Raw genomic sequence first — 16,591 nt, 5'->3', positions numbered from 1 at the left:
CGAGAAGGAGATCCAATCCTATGTGCCCGGGTACCGACTGCTGCAGGATCCGCAGTTCGACCCGCCGTCGCAGGTCAATGGCGGCCATGCGCGTGTGTCGATCTTCGTCGAGGTCGAAGGCGCCGGGGATTTCCTGCCCCCCTATTCGGGGAATTTGGACATCATGACCGCCGCCGCGACCAAGGTCGGCGAAGAGATCGCGAAGACGAAGCTGGGGGTCCCCGCATGAACACTGCGACAACAAGCACGACCACCACCACTGCTGCTGGAGGCGCGGCTACCGGTCTGATGGCGAATGCGCGGGCGTATTCCGACCTGTTGGACATTCGGATCACTGATTCGTCGTTGCGTGACGGTTCTCATCACAAGCGGCATCAGTTCACCGAGGCTGAGGTGCGGGCGATTGTTGGTGCACTCGATGGTGCGGGGGTTCCGGTGATCGAGGTGACCCACGGTGATGGTTTGGGTGGGTCGTCGTTCAACTACGGGTTTTCCAAGACCCCGGAGCAGCAGTTGATCAAGGCCGCTGCGGAGACCGCGAAGCGGGCGAAGATCGCGTTTTTGATGTTGCCGGGACTCGGGGTGAAAGACGACATCCGGGCTGCGCAGGACAACGGCGGGCAGATCTGTCGGATCGCGACCCATTGCACCGAGGCTGATGTGTCGATCCAGCATTTCGGGTTGGCCCGGGAGTTGGGGTTGGAGACGGTCGGGTTCTTGATGATGAGCCATTCGCAGCCGCCGGAGAAGCTGGCCGAACAGGCGCGGATCATGGCCGATGCGGGATGTCAGTGCGTCTACGTGGTCGACTCGGCAGGCGCGTTGGTGTTGGAGGATGTCACCGTGCGGGTGCAGGCGTTGGTCGCCGAACTCGGTGACGATGCCCAAGTCGGGTTCCACGGGCATGAGAACTTGGATATTGCGGTCGCGAACTCGGTGAACGCGATCCGGGCCGGTGCGCAGCAGATCGATGGCTCGATCCGCCGTTTCGGTGCCGGCGCCGGGAACACCCCGACCGAGGCGTTCGTCGGGGTGTGCGACAAACTCGGCATCCGTACCGGGGTCGATTTCATGACCATCGCTGATGCCGCCCAAGACGTCGTCCGTCCGGCGATGCCCTCAGAATGCCTCGTAGACCGCTCGTCGATGATGATGGGCTACGCCGGCTGCTACAGCAGCTTCCTCAAACACGCCGAAGGCCACGCCGAACGCTACAACGTCTCCGCCGCCGCCATCCTCCTCGAAGCAGGCAACCGCAAACTCGTCGGCGGCCAAGAAGACCAACTCATCGACATCGCCCTCGAACTCAAAAAGAAGCAGGACGCCGACGCAGGCGTCTGACGCATTCTCGTAGCGCGACAACGCGGTATCCGCGTGTTCGCGCTACGAAGAACGGTCAGCGGCGCGACTGGACGGCGCGGTAGCCGAGGAAACCGACGTACGCGGCGAGTCCGGCCCAGCCGATCTTCCGGGTGCGCGGTGAGATGAGTGCTGCGCCGATCGCGGTCTCGGTCGCTCCGTTGCGGTAGGTCCACGTTTTCGTGTCGTCCGGGAACACCGGTGCGGTGATCGGTGCGAACGCCTGTGGCACGACGAAGTGGCCGAGTCCGACTGCGGCGACGCCGATCCCGGCATAGGAGACGGCATCGAGCGAGGTGCCGGAACGAGAACTCATCGGTGAATCCCTTCGTCGGAACATGTGGTGTGGCTGATCCTAGACGGCACCGCCCAGCATCGGTCAGAGCCGGTCCGACGACTCCGACCGATCGAGGGCTCGTGTGACCCGGAGCCGCGGCGTACGTTCGGGGTATGGCACACGACAGCGTGACAACGATCGATTCCGGTCCGCACAAGGTCTCCCGACGGGTGACCGTGGACGCCCCGGCGGCCGACGTCTTTGCCCTGATCGCCAATCCGCACCGACACCCAGAACTCGACGGATCGGGAACCGTGCGCGACACCCCCGTCAAGGGGCCCGACCTCCTGACCGAGGGGGCCCGGTTCAGCGTCGGCATGAAGCAGTACGGGGTGCCGTACACGATCACGTCGCGGGTCACCGCGTTCGAGGACGGGAAGCTCGTCGAGTGGCGGCACCCGCTCGGACACCGATGGCGTTGGGAACTGTCGCCGACGTCGCCGACCACCACCGAGGTCACCGAGACGTTCGACTACTCGACCATCCCCGTGCCGAAGGTCATCGAACTGCTGGGCTATCAGAAGAAGAATGGTGCGGGCATCGAGAGCACCCTGCGTGCCCTGGCGGCACGCTACTCCTGAGCGACACTCCGGCCCGACTCCTCGGCTTCGGTTGCAGCATAGGACGCCAGCAGTTGTAGACGCTCGGCGCTCGGGGAACCGGGCTCGGCGGTGTAGATCATCAGAATCGCGCCGGGATCTGCGGTGATCGCAAGTTCCTCGTACGCCAACGTGAGCTCGCCGACGACCGGATGGCGGAACCGTTTGGTCCCGGTGCCGTGCGTACGAACGTCGTGTGATGCCCACAGGGTGCGGAAGATGTCGCTGCGCGTGGACAATTCGCCGACGAGGTCTTGCAATGCCCGGTCGTACGGGTCGCGCCCGGCCTCGGCTCGCATGATCGCCACGCACATCTCCGCGAAGAGGTCCCAATCCGGGTAGAAGTCGCGGCTGGTGGGGTCGAGGAACTGGAAGCGCGCCAGATTGGGTGTCCGGCCACCGTCGCCGATGACCGGTGAGTAGAAGGCCCGTCCGAGATCATTGGTCGCGAGTACGTCCTGATTCGAATTACGGACGAAGGCGACGGCATCGGTGATGGCGGCCAGCGCCCAGTGCAGGCTGTTGCGGTTCGCGGTGCTCTTGGCAGAGCGTCGGCGTTGCCGACCTGACGCCGGTACACCATCGGCCGCGCGGGCCAGGTCGAGCAGATGCGCCCGTTCGGTCTCGTCGAGCTGCAGCGCTCGTGCAACGGATTCGATCACCGAGGCCGAAGCCCCCGCGATGGTCCCGCGCTCGAGCCGGGCGTAGTACTCGACACTGACACCGGCGAGGGTTGCGACCTCACTTCGGCGGAGTCCCGGCACACGTCGGAGTCCGCCGACCGGCAGGCCCGCGGACTCCGGCGTGACCTTGGCCCGCCGCGACATCAGGAACTCCCGGACCTCTGCGCGATTGTCCATCCATCGAGCGTAGATCCGGCGGGCCGCCTCAGGGGTGCCCTCTCAGTGCACCTCATGCCAGTGACTGTTTCGCGACGCATACATGCGGTTGCCTTGACGAATACCCGCCCGCGATGTGGAGGCGGAGAAACCGACGAGGAGGAAGACGGATGCGCGGAGTGATCATGGATGCTCCCGGCGAGATCCGGGTGGACGAGCGCGCGACACCGACGATCGAGGAGCCCACCGACGCCATCATCAAGGTCGCTGCCACCTGTGTGTGCGGTTCCGATCTGTGGCCGTACCGAGGAGTGGAAGACGTCGACCACGCGCCCATGGGGCACGAGTACGTCGGGACGGTCACCGAAGTGGGCGACGAGGTCACGACGGTGAGTGTCGGCGACTTCGTGGTCGGCTCGTTCTTCGCGTCCGACAACACCTGCGAGATCTGCCGAGCTGGTTACCAATCGCGCTGCGTCCACGCCCACCCGATGGGCGCGGTGGGTACGCAGGCCGAATACGCGCGGATCCCACTGGCCGACGGCACCCTCGTCGCCACCCCCGGACATCCGGACGAAGAACTGATCCCGTCGCTACTGGCGGCGTCGGATGTGCTGGGTACCGGTTGGTTCGGCGCGGTGGCTGCCGAGGTCGGCCACGGCAAGACCGTGGCGGTCGTCGGGGACGGTGCGGTGGGTCTGCTCGGTGTCCTGGCGGCGAAGCACCTCGGAGCCGAGCGGATCATCGCGATGAGTCGTCACCCCGCCCGTCAGGCGCTGGCGCGCGAGTTCGGCGCCACCGACATCGTCGTCGAGCGGGGGGACGAAGGCGTCGCGAGGATCAAGGATCTCACCGATGGGCTCGGCGCACACTCGGTGATCGAGGCCGTCGGAACACAAGAGTCGATGTTGCAGGCGATCCGGTCGGCCCGCCCGGGCGGGCACGTCGGCTATGTCGGTGTCTCGCACGACGTCGAACTCCCGGGACTCGAGTTGTTCTTCTCCGGTGTGCACCTGCACGGTGGACCGGCACCGGTCCGTCGATTCCTGCCGGAGCTCATCGATCTCATCTGGAACCGAGAGATCGACCCGGGCAAGGTGTTCGATCTGACCCTGCCCCTGGCGGACGCCGCCGAAGGGTACCGGGCCATGGATGAGCGACGTGCGACGAAGGTCTTGCTGACCGTTTAGAGTCCCGACAGATCGGCGCGTCGTGTACCACCCGTCTGCGACCGCGGCGGATGACCGAGAGAGGTGTTGTGAATGCAGATCGTCCGTAGTTCGAACCCGACCACGAAGGGCCCGCCCGAGTGGTTCACCGGCGATGTCTACATCGACGCCGTGGCGGCAGCTCCCGCGCCCTCACGGGTGTCCGCCAACCTGGTGCACTTCATGCCGGGGGCGAGGACGTTCTGGCATCGGCACGCGTTGAGCCAGACCGTGTTCGTGACCGAGGGAGTCGGACTGTGTCAGCGGCGAGGCGGACCGGTCGAGGTCATCCGTCCCGGCGACCGCGTGTTGTTCGAGGCCGATGAGGAGCACTGGCACGGCGCCTCGCCGAACCGGCTGATGGTGCACCTGGCGATCAACGAAGCCGACGACGACAACGCAGCAGTCGAGTGGCTGGACCCGGTCACCGATGAGGAGTACGCGCAGTCGCCGGAATGAACAGGCGCATGATCACCGGCACGGTGTGAGAGCGACGCTGCGACGATGATTGTCGCGGCATCGCTGTGGCACGGTGACGAGAGCCGTGTCTGCAGCTGTCAGAGCCGGCGAACGTCCTCACCCGCGCGATCTCGGATCAGGCAAGCCGCCCGAAGGTGCTGCGGTGGAAGACCAGCGGGGCACCCGACTCCTGCACGGTGACGTCGTGGAGCGCGAGCAGGATGATCTCGTGATCGCCCGCCGCCACCTCCTCGTGGACCGACGTGTGAAAGTGGGCGATGCCCTCGTCCAGGGTGATCGCGCCATCGGCCGACGTGGAGTACGGGACACCGTCGAAACGATTGCCGGCCGGCCCGGCGAGCTGTCGGCACGTCGCCTGATGATGGTCGACGAGCACGGTGATTCCGAGTCGGGTGGCGCGGCGTAGAACCGGCCACGTCCGGGACGTACGGGCGATCGAGAAGGAGACGAGCGGAGGGTCGAGGCTGACGCTTGTGAAGGAGTTGGCCGACAACCCGACTGCGACTCCGTCGACCTCTGCTGCCACGGCGACGACCCCGGTGGGGTAGAGACCGAAAGCGGTGCGCAGCGCGGTCGGGTCGAGGGCGAGTGCGGACTGCGAAGAACTCATGGAAGAGGGATCTTTCCGTTGCCTGGCGGGATGCGATCAGAGCTCCGCCCCGATCGGATCCCACCCAACGCTTGTCCCGGCGCCCCCGCAATGGTTGCGACCACACTGAACAGCAAGGTGCGCATCGCGTCGCAAAGGAGTACGGGCCCCGGGCCGGCGCCGACGGTCGTCGACACCGGCCTGGGGAGGTGTCTCACATCCCGGCAGGCGGATGTGCGACGCAGATCTGCGCCCCCAGGGGATCCTGGAACGCGCCCAGGGTGCCGAACGGCGTGTCCTCGCCGGGCATCAGGATGGTGCCGCCGAGTGACTCGACCTGCTTGATGGTCGCGGCCACGTCGTCGACGGTGATGTAGACCTGCCAGAACGAGGGCACCTCGGGCGGGAACACCTTCACCGAGTTCATGATCCCCGCATAGGCGGTCTCGCCGAAGAACAGCTGGGCATACTCGTCAGGGCCGATCGCGTCCGGATCGCCGCCGGTACCGACCGGGTCCGCGCGGGCACCGACCACCGCGGGGTAGAACTCCAGCGACTTCGCGTACTCCTTGCTCTGACTCTCGAACCAGTACGGCGCACCGTGGACTCCCCACTCGGTGAAGCCGACGTGGGAGCCCTTCTCCCAGAACCCGATGACCGCACCGGCTGAGTCGGTGGCCACCGACATGGTGCCCATGTCGCCGACGGGCATCGGCGGGACCATCACCGAGCCACCCGCCTTCTCGACGGCGGCCTGCGTCGCGGCAGAGTCGTCTGTGCGCAGGTACACCGACCACACATTCGGGACACCGCCGTCCATCGCCGGCCCGAGGCCCGCGATCCGGCGACCGTTGTGGGTGAAGTTCTGGTAGCCGCCGAACTCCTGCTGCGGAGGTGCCTCGACCTCCCAGCCGAAGATCGAACCGTAGAAGTCGACTGCGCGGGCGGGCTCGCTGCTCATCAGGTCGAACCAGATCGGCGCCCCCACGGGCGCGGCGTACTCGGTCATGTTCGGTGTCCTCTCGAGGCGGTGTGGTCGTCACAGCTACAGACATTCAGGGTGAGTGAAAATCATCGGTCCGGTGGCGGAGTTCGCGCACTCGCCGCGAATCGGCCATCCGGCGGTCGATCCGACATCGGTGCGCCCTCGGTGGCGATCAGGTGCCCCGACACCGATGAGTTCGACCGTCGGGGACGGTCTGCATGGGTGTGGTGACGTCCGGCCGGATGTCGCAGCAGCCCGAGACATCAGGAGTGGACGTGTACACAGCAGAGATCTCCACGGCCGCCGACGCTATGGCGTCGCTGGCCGGCACCGTGCGCCCCGACGCACTCGACCGGCCGACGCCGTGCGACGGCACCGACGTCGGCTCGCTCCTGACCCATGTGATAGGCCTGAGCGCCGCATTCGGGGCGGCCGGCCGCAAGGAGTTCGGACCGCTCACCGACACCCCGCCCGACCCTTCGGCGGCAGGTGCTCTCCCGGAATCGTGGATGGCGGACCTGACCGCCGGACTCGGCGATCTCGTCCAGAGTTGGCGTGCCCCGTCGGCCTGGGAGGGCATGACCCGCGCCGGGGGAGTCGAGGCTCCGGCAGAGGTGCTCGGGACCGTCGCACTCAGTGAATTGGTCCTGCACGGATGGGATCTGGCGCGCGCCCTGGGTCTCGACTACGACGTTCCCGACGCGGTCCTGCAGCCCGTCTTCGACCTGCACCACCCGCCGCAGCCGCAGAGCGAGCGCGAAGGGATGTTCGGACCGGTCGTCGAGGTCCCCGACGACGCCCGACTCCTGCATCGGCTCGTGGGTGTCGCGGGCCGCGAGCCGTTCTGGCCGCGGAGCAGTTGACCGGGGCCCGGAAAACGCGGTCGAGCCGACCACGGTCGGCACCACCCAGCGTGGCACGCTGGAGGCGTGACGGACGCCGACACCCTCCGAGACCAGTTCCGGCGATTCCTGTGGCCAGGTCTGTTCGTCGGCGGGTTGCTCCTCGTCGGTTTCAGCCTCGCCCCGTGGGGGACGTCGGATCAGGGCGTGCGGCCGAGTGTCAGCGGAGTCGGTCGCGTCTCGGTGCCCGGGGCATCGGCCGAGGACGTCGCCTTCCTCGAGCAACACACCCAGCGGCCGGGACTCGTCGTGATCGGGGCAGCCGTTCTCATCCTGATCGCGGCCGCCGACGGATGGTGGCGCCCACAGGCATTCTGGTACGCGAGCGCGATCGTCGGCATACCCGCTGTCGGAGTGCTGATCTGGTCGATCGTCACCGTTGCATCGCCGGAGCAGCGGTTGTTCGACGATCAGGTCATCGATGCTCTCGACGGGCCGTCGTCGATCCTCGCGCCGGGATACGGGGTGGTGGGGACGGCAGTCGTCTCCGCGGTGATGATCGTCGGCGTGTTGGGGGCGATCGCCCTGCGGGTGCGTGCCGATCGCGTCAGCCGAACCGGCGGATCGTCTTGATGTCCGACCAGTGGCTCAGCGGCGTGAAGCCGATCGGCACCCCGTTCGGCCCGTAGGCGTTGAAGACCATTCCCAGGCCCGCATAGATGCCGACATGGCTGGCGTCACGGTAGAAGACGATGATGTCGCCGGGCGCCAACGCCGACAGTGGGATCGCATGGCCGACCTTCGCCTGCTGTTGGCTGACCCGGGGCAGCGAGATGCCGACGGTGCTGAAGGCCCACTGGACCAGGCCGGAGCAATCCCACGACCATGGGCCCGTGCCACCCCACTTGTACGGCCGACCGATCTGAGTCATGGCAGCCGACAATGCGCCCAGCCCCGCGGGGGTCGGCACCGGTAGGAAGATCTCGACCGACCCCGACGAGCCGGACGAACCGGTATCGGCGCGGGCGGTCGGCGTCTGGGTCGTCAGGGGAACGGTCAACGCGATGCAGACGGCGCAGGTCAGACCGGCCGTACGGAGTCGAGGTCGCAACACCCACCAAGAATGTGGGCAGAACGGACGAATGCCTCGAGTAGTCGTCGAGGTGTGATGAAGTTGATACAGATGTGAAGTCGGTGAATCCAGGCAATCAGTGTGCCTGGTGCGTCACCAGTAGCCGTCCGGATCGCTCTCCGGAGACTCTCCGGGCACGATGCCCTCGGCCACGCCGTGGTCGATGCTGGCCGACAGTCGTGGGCAGGTCGGCATCATCGCCGTGTTGCCACCCTCGGTCCGGATGCGCTCGAGCTCGTCGCATCGCCCCCGCGCCTCGGCGTTCCACTGCACGCTGGTGTGGAAAGAGCTGTACTTCTTCACCATCACGCAGGCATGACAGCTCCGGCACTCGATCTCGGTCAGTCCACCCCGCAGATAGTGCTCACGATCGCGTGCGGTGGCCCGGTCGACGGCCGCCCGACGCTCGGGATCGTCGGTGAAGTCGGGTGCCTTCGCCCACCCGGGGCGAGACCCCGCCGGACGTTCGGCGGCCCGCGTCATCTCAGACCTCGGCCTTCTCCGTCGACTCGGCCTCGGCTTCGGCCGCCTTCGCCTCTTCGCGCGCCCGGATGTTCTCCTGGATCTCGATGTTCCAGGTCTCCAGGGCCTTCTCGGTGTCGATCTCGTACTCGAACCGCTGCGTCATCTCCTCGGTGACGTCCGCCTTGTCCGTGTAGAACTGCTCGTACCACCGTCGCAACTGGTAGACCGGTCCGTCCTCTTCGACGAGGAGCGGATTGTCGATGCGGCTCTTGTGCTTCCAGATCTCGACGTCCTGCAGGAAGCCGACCTCGATCCCCGCGGTGATCTTCTTCGCCATCTTGTCGGCCTGCTCGGCGGTGAGGCCCTCCGGGACCTTCGCGATGACGCCGTACATGAGGACGAAGGAGTTCTCGTCGATCGGGTAGTGGCAGTTGGTCAGGATGGTCTCGATGGCGTAGCCGCCGTAGTACTGCACCATCGGGTTGAGCATGTACGAGGGCCCGTAATAGGCGGCGATCGACTCGAGGCGGGTGTCGCCGTAGGCGGTCCCCAGCTCGATGTCGGCGCGACCGTGGCTGTTCATGTACTGGGCTGCGGTCTCACCCTCGAAGACGTTCTTGAAGTAGTCCGGCAGCGCGAAGTGCACGTAGAAGAAGTGCGCCATGTCGACGACGTTGTCGATGATCTCGCGGCAGTTGGAGCCTTCGATGACGATCCGGTTCCACGTCCATGCGGTCCAACCCTCATCCCCGACCTCGGCGAGCTCCGGGATGATCACCTCGTCGGGCGGCGGGTTGCCCTCCGGGTCGTTGTAGACGAACACCTGACCGTTGCGGATCATCGTCGGCCAGGAACGCGTCTTGGCCAGCTTCGGGTTCCGCTTGGCGTACGGCACGGTCGCGCAGCGGCCGTTGCCCTTCCACTGCCAACCGTGGAACGGGCACGCGACGTTGCCGTCCTTGACCTGTCCCTGGCTCAGGTCGCCGCCCATGTGTCGGCAATAGGCATCGAGGACGTTGATCTCACCTTCCGCGCCGGCCCATACGACGAGCTTGGTGCCGAAGATCTCGATCGAATGCGGCTTGCCGTCGGCGTACTCGTCGACCAGTCCGAGACAGTGCCACCCGCGTGCGAACCGGGTCGGCGGGGTTCCGGTGTCAATCTCGCGAATCCCGCTGTCGCCGGAGCCCGCGGTGGTGGACTGAGACGTCACCGTCATCTTGAGCACTCCTGTCCTCGCGTGTCCGTGGGGTCCATCGGACTCGATGCTGGTCGGCGGTGCGACCGTTGCGGCCGCATCTCGTGAATCGTCAAAGGCTGCGATTCGCCTACCGCCAATACTAGAACATGTTACAAAAATCGGTACCGTAACCGGGTCGGGCGGGCCGATCGAAGCAGGAAATCGGCGTAAATGCCCAGCGCTCGACATAAATGAGAACGTGTTCTAATCTCATTGTGAGGACGGCAACCAGGCTCGACGGATCCACCCGATCCCGTCGAACGATTGAGTAGGAGCGGGCGAGATGCCAGCACAGACCCTGCACCAGGCAGGACCCAGCGCAGGAGCCGGACGCAGCGAGGCCGCCGAGCAGGTACTCGAGAAGATCAGTGCGCTCCTGCCCGAGCTCGAGCAACGCGCACAACAGACCGAGGACCTGCGTCGCATCCCGGACGAGACGGTCTCCAGCCTCGAGGGTGCGGGCTTCTTCCGGCTGCTGCAGCCCGAGCAGTGGGGCGGCCTCCAGGCCGACCCGGTGACCTTTTACGAGGCGGTCCGCCGGATCGCCAGTGCCTGCGGGTCGACCGGCTGGGTGTCGGGGATCATCGGTGTGCACAACTGGCACCTCGCGCTCTTCGACCAGCAGGCCCAGGAAGACGTCTGGGGCGCCGACACCAACGTGCGCATCTCGTCCTCCTACGCCCCGATGGGCATGGGTGAGGTCGTCGAGGGTGGCTACAAAGTCAACGGCGCATGGGCATGGTCGTCGGGTTGTGAGACCGCCGACTGGGTCTTCGTCGGCGGGCCGGTCATCAAGGACGGCAAACCGGTCGATTTCGTCAGCTTCCTGATCCCGCGGAGCGACTACACGATCAAGGACGTCTGGAACGTCGTCGGTCTGCGCGGCACCGGCTCCAACACCATCGAGGTCAAAGACGTCTTCGTGCCCCGGCATCGCATGCTCAGCTACCGCACGATGAATGCGGGCGAGGCTCCCGGCCTGGCCACCAACACCGCGTCGGTCTACAAGATGCCCTGGGGCACCATCCATCCCAGCACCATCTCGACGCCGATCGTCGGTATGGCGTATGGCGCGTACCAGGCGCATGTCGAGCACCAGGGCAAGCGCGTGCGCGCGGCCTACGCCGGTGAGAAGGCCAAGGAGGACCCGTTCGCCAAGGTGCGGATCGCGGAGGCCGCCAGCGACATCGACGCCGCGTGGCGTCAGCTGTCGGGCAACCTGCAGTCGGAGTACGACCTGATCGTCGCGGGCCAGGAGGTGCCGATGGAGCTCCGACTGGCCGCTCGTCGCGACCAGGTGCGGGCAACCGGACGGGCGATCAGCGCCATCGACCGGCTCTTCGAGAACTCGGGTGCGCACGCACTGGAGAACGGCACGCCGATCCAACGGTTCTGGCGTGATGCGCATGCCGGTCGGGTACACGCGGCCAATGACCCCGAGCGCGCCTACGTCGCCTTCGGCAACGGCGAGTTCGGTGTCCCCATCGGCGACACGATGGTGTGACCGGCCGCTGCCGACGACCATTGCGGAGTTCGACCGAGACAGCCAGGAGTTCGAGGACATGACTGATGTGAGCCCCATCCGGTCGTTGGGGTACATGCGGATCGAGGCGACCGACATCGACGCATGGCGGGAGTACGGCCTGAAGGTCCTCGGGATGATCGAGGGCAAGGGCACCACCGAGGGTGCGCTGTATCTGCGGATGGATGACTTCCCGGCCCGGTTGGTGATCGTCCCGTCGGAGCACGACCGCCTCGGTTGTGCCGGGTGGGAGGTCGCCAACGCGTCTGCGCTCCAGGATGTCCGGGAGCGCCTGGGCCGTGCCGGGGTCATCTTCCGCGAGGGCAAGCAGGAAGAACTCGAGGAGCGGCGCGTCGTCGAGATGGTCGTTTTCGACGATCCGGCGGGCAACACCCTCGAGGTCTTCCACGGTGCGGCACTCGAGCACCGACGGGTGGTCAGCCCCTACGGGCACACCTTCGTCACCGGTGAACAGGGACTGGGACACGTGGTCCTGACGTGCACGGACGACAAGGCCGCGCTCGAGTTCTACCGCGACGTCCTCGGATTCTCGCTACGCGACTCGATGCGCCTGCCGCCGCAGGTCGTCGGTCGCGAAGAGGGCGACGAGGTCCCGTGGCTGCGCTTCCTCGGCTGCAATCCTCGACATCACAGCCTCGCGTTCCTGCCGATCCCCAACTCGACCGGCATCGTGCACCTCATGGTCGAGGTCGGAGAGGCCGACGATGTGGGACTGTGTCTGGATCGCGCTCTGCGCCGCAAGGTGCCGATGTCGGCGACACTCGGCCGGCACGTCAACGACCTGATGTTGTCGTTCTACATGAAGACGCCGGGTGGCTTCGACGTCGAATTCGGTTGTGAGGGGCGCCAGGTGGCCGACGACGCGGCCTGGGTCGCACGCGAGTCGACTGCGGTGAGCCTCTGGGGACATGACTTCACCGTCGGGTTCAAGGGCTGACGTGACCGCGGCGACGCGCGGTCCGTACGGCAACGCGGAGTTCGACTCCCGGCAGTTCCGCACCGCGATGGGGCAGTTCTGCACGGGGGTCACGGTCATCACCACGCTCGACGAGGCGGGTGGTCCGGTCGGGTTCGCGTGTCAGTCGTTCGCGGCCCTCTCCCTCGACCCACCGCTGGTGTTGTTCTGCCCCATGAAGACGTCGCGCAGCTGGAAGGTCATCGAGAAGACCGGCAAGTTCTGCGTCAACGTCCTGTCGAACCACCAGCAGGACGTCAGCGCCGTGTTCGGCGCACCCGGGGACGACAAGTTCCGGACGATCTCCTGGGATCCGTCGCCGGCTGGGCTGCCGGTGCTCCGGCACAGCCTCACCTGGGTCGAGTGTGACGTCGAGCAGGTCACCGACGGCGGCGATCACCACATCGTGGTCGGACGTGCCCTGACGCTCGGAGAAGTGTTGCAGGACAAGCCGTTGCTCTTCTATCGAGGCGGCTACCTGTCCACCGAACATCCGCATGTGACACCAGCGCAGGCGGAACTGGAGAACTTCCTGACCTGGACCGGAGGGGACACCTGGCTATGAGCTCGACGACCCAGACCGACACCGCGACGAGTACCGAGCGTCCGACACCGCCGACGGATGTGACCCGTCCCTTCACCGACGCCATCGCCGAGGCGGAGCGAATGGTCGCCGGCGCCGAATTCGTCGAGACCGAGCAGGATCTCGCCGAGGGGTACGACTACCTGGCCGGCAGCATCGCCGCCATCACACAGCTCGTCCGTGCCCGGCAGACCAGTCATCCCTTCTTCTTCACGTCGACGGGTCCGTACACCAAGATGGGACTCGACAACCCGGACACCCTCTACTACCACGCAGACGTGGAGCCCGACGGGACGTACATCGTCCGTGGACGTCGGGGCAGCACAGCAGATCTCAGCTTCCAGGTGCTGCGGGGCGACTACACGCCGTCCACCGTGCCCGGCGGCGACGACGCGTTCGACGACCGTCGTATCCCGATCGCCGCCGACGGATCGTTCGCGATCACTTTCGGCCCGGCCCGAGACGATGCCGAGCCCGGATACTTCGCCCTCGGTGACGGCGCGTCGATGCTCGCGGTCCGCGAGGTCTACAGCGACTGGTCGACCGAGGAGAAGGGCACTATCAGCATCGAGCGGGTCGACACGATCGGTACGGCGCCAACGGAACCCGACCTCGAGCGGGTGGTCCGGCGATACCGAACCGCGGCCAAGATGCTGACTGCACGGATCACCACCTGGTTCAACTTTCCGAAGTGGTTCTACCTCGACGAGCCGGTGAACACCTTCACCGCGCCGCGCCTCACGCCGGGCGGACTCAGCACGCAGTACTCGTCGGTCGGTCATTACCGGCTCGCCGACGACGAGGCGATGATCATCACGGTCCCGAAATCGGATGCCCCCTACCAGGGCTTTCAGTTGGGCAGCATGTGGTACATCTCGCTCGACTACGTCAACCATCAGACCAGCCTGAACAGTGCTCAGGCGCAGGTGGATCCGGACGGGAACATCCGACTCGTGGTGTCCCGGCAGGATCCTGGAGTTGCCAACTGGATCGAGACCACCGGTCGGCGTGCGGGCATCCTGCAGTTCCGTTGGCAGCGGGTGGACGGGCCGATCGGTGCCGATGGCGGGCCGACCGCGCAGGTGGTGGCGCTCTCGGACGTCGATGCGCATCTCCCGTACCTGTCCGAGAACCGGATCGACGCGCAAGGGTGGGCGCAGCGGATCGCGACCCGGCAGCGTGCGTTCGCGGAGAGGATGCTCGGGTGACCGGCGCCGGGAGCGAAGCGAGCGGGCCGAATGTCACCGGCGCCGGGAGCGAAGCGAGCGGGCCGAATGATGCCGGCGCCGGGAGCGGAGCGAGCGGGCCGAATACGACCGGCCTGCTCGCCGACAAGGTGGTCGTGGTCTCGGGAGTGGGGCCGGGACTGGGTCGGTCGATTGCGCTCAGGTCGGCGGCGGCCGGCGCGAAGGTGGTACTGGCGGCCCGGACCGAGTCGCGGTTGACAGAGATCGCCGCGGAGGTCGATGCCGCGGGCGGGACCTCGCACGTGGTGCCCACCGACATCACCGACGACGGGGCGGTGCAGAATCTCGTCGCGGCGACCGTCGTGGAGTTCGGACGGGCCGACGTCGTGGTGAACAACGCGTTCGCGTTGCCGTCGATGAAGCCGTTGGCGCGCACCGACTTCGAGCACATCGCGGCCAGCATCGACCTGACCGTCCTGGGCACGCTACGGGTGATCAAGGCGTTCACCGACCCGCTGGCCGAGGTCAAGGGCGCTTTCGTCAACATCAACTCGATGGTCATCCGACATTCCGAGCCGCGCTACGGCAGCTACAAACTGACCAAGTCGGCGCTGTTGGCGATGTCGCAGACATTGGCGACGGAACTGGGCGACAAAGGTATTCGTATCAACACGGTGGCACCCGGCTACATCTGGGACGACCAGTTGAAGTGGTACTTCGGCGAGGTCGCCAAGAAGTACGGCATCACCCCCGAACAGGTCTACGAGCAGACCGCGAGCAAGTCCGATCTGAAGCGTCTGCCCGAGCCAGACGAGATCGCCGAGGCGGTGGTGTTCCTCGCATCGCCGATGGCCAGCGCCATCACCGGCCACACCCTCGATGTGAACTGCGGTGAATACCATGACTAGTTCTACTGCTCCTCGTACCAATGTCGGGACCGTCGACGATCTGCACGCGGCGGCGACCCGGACCACCGGCCTGGATGATTTCGGCGGCGACGACTACCTCGAGGGGCTCGAGGTGCTTCTCGACTCGTACGCCCGCGACGCCGACCTCACCGAGCTCGGCTCCAAGATGTTCCGCTACTTCCTCAAGGGGGCGTTGATCGCCCGGCTGCTCAGCGAGGCGTCGTGGAAGGCGAACCCGGGGTACCGGGACGTCGACATCGTGCGTCCGATCTTCGTCACCGGGCTGCCCCGGACGGGAACCACTGCACTGCATCGACTCCTGACCGCGGACCCGACCCATCAGGGGCTGGAGATGTGGCTGACCGACTTCCCCCAACCCCGACCGCCACGGGACACCTGGGAGTCGGATCCGGTGTTCGCCCGACTCCAGGAGGGCTTCTCGCAGCATCACGTCGAGAACCCGGAGTTCATGGGGCTGCACTACATGGACGCCGCCGAGGTGGAGGAGTGCTGGCAGCTGTTGCGTCAGAATCTCACCTCGATCTCGTATGAGTCGCTCGCGTATCTGCCGACGTACTCGCGCTGGCTGGCCAGGCAGGATTGGACGCCGACGTACGCGCGGCACAAGCGCAACCTGCAGCTGATCGGGAGCAACGACGCCGAGAAGCGCTGGGTGCTCAAGAATCCCAGTCACCTGTTCGCCCTCGATGCGCTGATGGCGACCTACCCCGATGCGATCGTGGTGCAGACGCACAGAGCTCCGTCGACGATCATCGCCTCGATGTGCAGCCTCGCCGAGCACGCGACCGAGGGATGGTCGAACACATTCGTCGGGGCCAACATCGGCGCGACGCAGCTGGAGTTGTGGTCGCGCGGTCTGCGCGAGTTCTCGGAGGCGCGGAAGCGCTACGACCCGGCGCAGTTCGTCGACGTCGACTTCGCCGATCTGCGCAGCGACCCGTTCGGTGCGGTGGACGCCGTCTACGCGGCATTGGGGGCGGAGGTGTCGCCGGAGGCGCGGTCGGCCATGGTGGCCCTGGATGAGGACAGCAAGTCGGGTGCGCGTAAGCCGCAGCACAAGTACGAGCTCGCCGACTTCGGTCTGACCGAGGAGCAGGTCGCGGCCGCGTTCTGATCCGTTACGCCTTCTCCCGTCGACCGTGCGCGCGAAGTCGTTGATCGTGCGCTCGAACTCGTTGATCGTGCGCTTGAACCTGTTGACTGGGCGCCCAGATGTGCCGATGTCTGTACGGGTGCTCGCCGACTCTGGCAATTCGGAGTTGCAGTATGCACGGTCGACGGTCTGGGGCGCACGGTGAACGATCTGGGGCGCACGGTCA

19 protein-coding genes and 1 pseudogene are annotated in these 16,591 nt (G+C 66.2%); 13 read left to right on the top strand and 7 right to left on the bottom strand.

The genetic code is table 11. The features are described 5' to 3' along the window. A pseudogene (locus GS4_RS11415) lies at positions 1-229 on the top strand (acetaldehyde dehydrogenase (acetylating)); the annotation flags it as partial. Further along, entirely contained in the window at positions 226-1,341 is a 1,116-nt protein-coding gene (dmpG, locus tag GS4_RS11410; RefSeq protein ID WP_007620635.1) for a 4-hydroxy-2-oxovalerate aldolase, read from the top strand. The pseudogene GS4_RS11415 and the gene dmpG, both read left to right, overlap by 4 nt. Before the next feature lie 55 nt (positions 1,342-1,396). On the opposite strand, the gene GS4_RS11405 is transcribed toward dmpG, so the two are convergent. After that, the gene (locus tag GS4_RS11405; protein ID WP_007620633.1) at positions 1,397-1,675 is read right to left on the bottom strand and encodes a DoxX-related protein; all 279 of its coding nucleotides are present in this window, start codon (positions 1,673-1,675) and stop codon (positions 1,397-1,399) included. Between the two features lie 134 nt (positions 1,676-1,809). Between GS4_RS11405 and GS4_RS11400 the strand changes: the two genes are divergently transcribed. Further along, the gene (locus GS4_RS11400; protein WP_007620631.1) at positions 1,810-2,277 is read left to right on the top strand and encodes an SRPBCC family protein; all 468 of its coding nucleotides are present in this window, start codon (positions 1,810-1,812) and stop codon (positions 2,275-2,277) included. Here GS4_RS11400 and GS4_RS11395 read toward each other — a convergent pair. Beyond that, on the bottom strand, positions 2,268-3,155 hold the full coding sequence (locus tag GS4_RS11395) for a helix-turn-helix transcriptional regulator (RefSeq protein WP_007620629.1): 888 nt from the start codon (positions 3,153-3,155) through the stop codon (positions 2,268-2,270). The genes GS4_RS11400 and GS4_RS11395 overlap by 10 nt on opposite strands. A 149-nt stretch (positions 3,156-3,304) precedes the next feature. On the opposite strand from GS4_RS11395, the gene GS4_RS11390 reads away from it, so the two are divergent. Together GS4_RS11390 and GS4_RS11385 are read left to right on the top strand one after the other, a co-directional pair. Next, positions 3,305-4,324, top strand: coding sequence for a zinc-dependent alcohol dehydrogenase family protein (locus GS4_RS11390; RefSeq protein WP_007620627.1), 1,020 nt, complete (start codon positions 3,305-3,307; stop codon positions 4,322-4,324). 72 nt (positions 4,325-4,396) lie between these two features. Continuing rightward, positions 4,397-4,801: a (R)-mandelonitrile lyase gene (locus GS4_RS11385; RefSeq protein WP_007620624.1), complete on the top strand. Its 405-nt coding sequence runs from the start codon at positions 4,397-4,399 to the stop codon at positions 4,799-4,801. 136 nt (positions 4,802-4,937) lie between these two features. On the opposite strand, the gene GS4_RS11380 is transcribed toward GS4_RS11385, so the two are convergent. Together GS4_RS11380 and GS4_RS11375 are read right to left on the bottom strand one after the other, a co-directional pair. Next, positions 4,938-5,432, bottom strand: a complete 495-nt coding sequence (locus tag GS4_RS11380; RefSeq protein ID WP_007620623.1) for a flavin reductase family protein — start codon at positions 5,430-5,432, stop codon at positions 4,938-4,940. Positions 5,433-5,625: 193 nt separating this feature from the next. Next, positions 5,626-6,420, bottom strand: a complete 795-nt coding sequence (locus GS4_RS11375; RefSeq protein WP_007620617.1) for a VOC family protein — start codon at positions 6,418-6,420, stop codon at positions 5,626-5,628. 194 nt (positions 6,421-6,614) lie between these two features. Between GS4_RS11375 and GS4_RS11370 the strand changes: the two genes are divergently transcribed. Together GS4_RS11370 and GS4_RS11365 are read left to right on the top strand one after the other, a co-directional pair. After that, positions 6,615-7,259: a TIGR03086 family metal-binding protein gene (locus tag GS4_RS11370; protein WP_007620616.1), complete on the top strand. Its 645-nt coding sequence runs from the start codon at positions 6,615-6,617 to the stop codon at positions 7,257-7,259. A gap of 66 nt (positions 7,260-7,325) precedes the next feature. Further along, positions 7,326-7,871, top strand: a complete 546-nt coding sequence (locus GS4_RS11365) for a hypothetical protein (RefSeq protein ID WP_007620615.1) — start codon at positions 7,326-7,328, stop codon at positions 7,869-7,871. Here the strand turns inward: GS4_RS11365 and GS4_RS11360 are convergent. From GS4_RS11360 to GS4_RS11350, 3 genes are all read right to left on the bottom strand, one after another. Next, positions 7,846-8,304 carry an NlpC/P60 family protein gene (locus tag GS4_RS11360; protein WP_439644620.1) on the bottom strand — a complete coding sequence of 153 codons (459 nt, stop codon included), beginning with the start codon at positions 8,302-8,304 and terminating at the stop codon, positions 7,846-7,848. The two genes, GS4_RS11365 and GS4_RS11360, sit on opposite strands and share 26 nt — an antisense overlap. A 159-nt stretch (positions 8,305-8,463) precedes the next feature. Beyond that, positions 8,464-8,853: a hypothetical protein gene (locus tag GS4_RS11355; protein ID WP_007620613.1), complete on the bottom strand. Its 390-nt coding sequence runs from the start codon at positions 8,851-8,853 to the stop codon at positions 8,464-8,466. A gap of 1 nt (position 8,854) precedes the next feature. Continuing rightward, the gene (locus tag GS4_RS11350) at positions 8,855-10,054 is read right to left on the bottom strand and encodes a 3-ketosteroid-9-alpha-monooxygenase, oxygenase component (RefSeq protein ID WP_007620609.1); all 1,200 of its coding nucleotides are present in this window, start codon (positions 10,052-10,054) and stop codon (positions 8,855-8,857) included. Positions 10,055-10,358: 304 nt separating this feature from the next. On the opposite strand from GS4_RS11350, the gene hsaA reads away from it, so the two are divergent. From hsaA to GS4_RS11320, 6 genes are all read left to right on the top strand, one after another. Further along, positions 10,359-11,579: a 3-hydroxy-9,10-secoandrosta-1,3,5(10)-triene-9,17-dione monooxygenase oxygenase subunit gene (gene hsaA / locus GS4_RS11345; protein ID WP_007620606.1), complete on the top strand. Its 1,221-nt coding sequence runs from the start codon at positions 10,359-10,361 to the stop codon at positions 11,577-11,579. Between the two features lie 58 nt (positions 11,580-11,637). Then, positions 11,638-12,555 carry an iron-dependent extradiol dioxygenase HsaC gene (gene hsaC / locus GS4_RS11340; protein ID WP_007620604.1) on the top strand — a complete coding sequence of 306 codons (918 nt, stop codon included), beginning with the start codon at positions 11,638-11,640 and terminating at the stop codon, positions 12,553-12,555. Beyond that, a complete protein-coding gene (gene hsaB, locus GS4_RS11335; protein ID WP_051989700.1) occupies positions 12,527-13,138 on the top strand; it encodes a 3-hydroxy-9,10-secoandrosta-1,3,5(10)-triene-9,17-dione monooxygenase reductase subunit in 612 nt (203 codons plus the stop codon). Before hsaC ends, hsaB begins: the two co-directional genes overlap by 29 nt. Then, positions 13,135-14,364 (top strand): hypothetical protein, encoded by a 1,230-nt coding sequence (locus tag GS4_RS11330; protein ID WP_007620600.1) that lies wholly within the window; start codon positions 13,135-13,137, stop codon positions 14,362-14,364. The genes hsaB and GS4_RS11330 overlap by 4 nt, the downstream gene beginning before the upstream one ends. A 113-nt stretch (positions 14,365-14,477) precedes the next feature. Further along, positions 14,478-15,251, top strand: a complete 774-nt coding sequence (locus GS4_RS11325) for an SDR family oxidoreductase (RefSeq protein WP_040510304.1) — start codon at positions 14,478-14,480, stop codon at positions 15,249-15,251. Next, positions 15,244-16,386 carry a sulfotransferase family protein gene (locus GS4_RS11320; RefSeq protein ID WP_007620597.1) on the top strand — a complete coding sequence of 381 codons (1,143 nt, stop codon included), beginning with the start codon at positions 15,244-15,246 and terminating at the stop codon, positions 16,384-16,386. Before GS4_RS11325 ends, GS4_RS11320 begins: the two co-directional genes overlap by 8 nt. Positions 16,387-16,591: the final 205 nt, after the last annotated feature.

The organism is Gordonia soli NBRC 108243 (assembly GCF_000334455.1).
GTDB lineage: Bacteria > Actinomycetota > Actinomycetes > Mycobacteriales > Mycobacteriaceae > Gordonia > Gordonia soli.
The sequence above is the reverse complement of the archived record's forward strand: the minus strand, read 5'-3'. Positions and strand labels throughout refer to the sequence as shown.

What these genes read in the sequence shown, in the direction of transcription:
- dmpG (WP_007620635.1), top strand. Translation starts at nt 226, where the DNA reads ATGAACACTGCGACAACAAGCACGACCACCACCACTGCTGCTGGAGGC.
- GS4_RS11405 (WP_007620633.1), bottom strand. Translation starts at nt 1,675, where the DNA reads ATGAGTTCTCGTTCCGGCACCTCGCTCGATGCCGTCTCCTATGCCGGG.
- GS4_RS11400 (WP_007620631.1), top strand. Translation starts at nt 1,810, where the DNA reads ATGGCACACGACAGCGTGACAACGATCGATTCCGGTCCGCACAAGGTC.
- GS4_RS11395 (WP_007620629.1), bottom strand. Translation starts at nt 3,155, where the DNA reads ATGGACAATCGCGCAGAGGTCCGGGAGTTCCTGATGTCGCGGCGGGCC.
- GS4_RS11390 (WP_007620627.1), top strand. Translation starts at nt 3,305, where the DNA reads ATGCGCGGAGTGATCATGGATGCTCCCGGCGAGATCCGGGTGGACGAG.
- GS4_RS11385 (WP_007620624.1), top strand. Translation starts at nt 4,397, where the DNA reads ATGCAGATCGTCCGTAGTTCGAACCCGACCACGAAGGGCCCGCCCGAG.
- GS4_RS11380 (WP_007620623.1), bottom strand. Translation starts at nt 5,432, where the DNA reads ATGAGTTCTTCGCAGTCCGCACTCGCCCTCGACCCGACCGCGCTGCGC.
- GS4_RS11375 (WP_007620617.1), bottom strand. Translation starts at nt 6,420, where the DNA reads ATGACCGAGTACGCCGCGCCCGTGGGGGCGCCGATCTGGTTCGACCTG.
- GS4_RS11370 (WP_007620616.1), top strand. Translation starts at nt 6,615, where the DNA reads ATGGGTGTGGTGACGTCCGGCCGGATGTCGCAGCAGCCCGAGACATCA.
- GS4_RS11355 (WP_007620613.1), bottom strand. Translation starts at nt 8,853, where the DNA reads ATGACGCGGGCCGCCGAACGTCCGGCGGGGTCTCGCCCCGGGTGGGCG.
- GS4_RS11350 (WP_007620609.1), bottom strand. Translation starts at nt 10,054, where the DNA reads ATGACGGTGACGTCTCAGTCCACCACCGCGGGCTCCGGCGACAGCGGG.
- hsaA (WP_007620606.1), top strand. Translation starts at nt 10,359, where the DNA reads ATGCCAGCACAGACCCTGCACCAGGCAGGACCCAGCGCAGGAGCCGGA.
- hsaC (WP_007620604.1), top strand. Translation starts at nt 11,638, where the DNA reads ATGACTGATGTGAGCCCCATCCGGTCGTTGGGGTACATGCGGATCGAG.
- hsaB (WP_051989700.1), top strand. Translation starts at nt 12,527, where the DNA reads ATGACTTCACCGTCGGGTTCAAGGGCTGACGTGACCGCGGCGACGCGC.
- GS4_RS11330 (WP_007620600.1), top strand. Translation starts at nt 13,135, where the DNA reads ATGAGCTCGACGACCCAGACCGACACCGCGACGAGTACCGAGCGTCCG.
- GS4_RS11320 (WP_007620597.1), top strand. Translation starts at nt 15,244, where the DNA reads ATGACTAGTTCTACTGCTCCTCGTACCAATGTCGGGACCGTCGACGAT.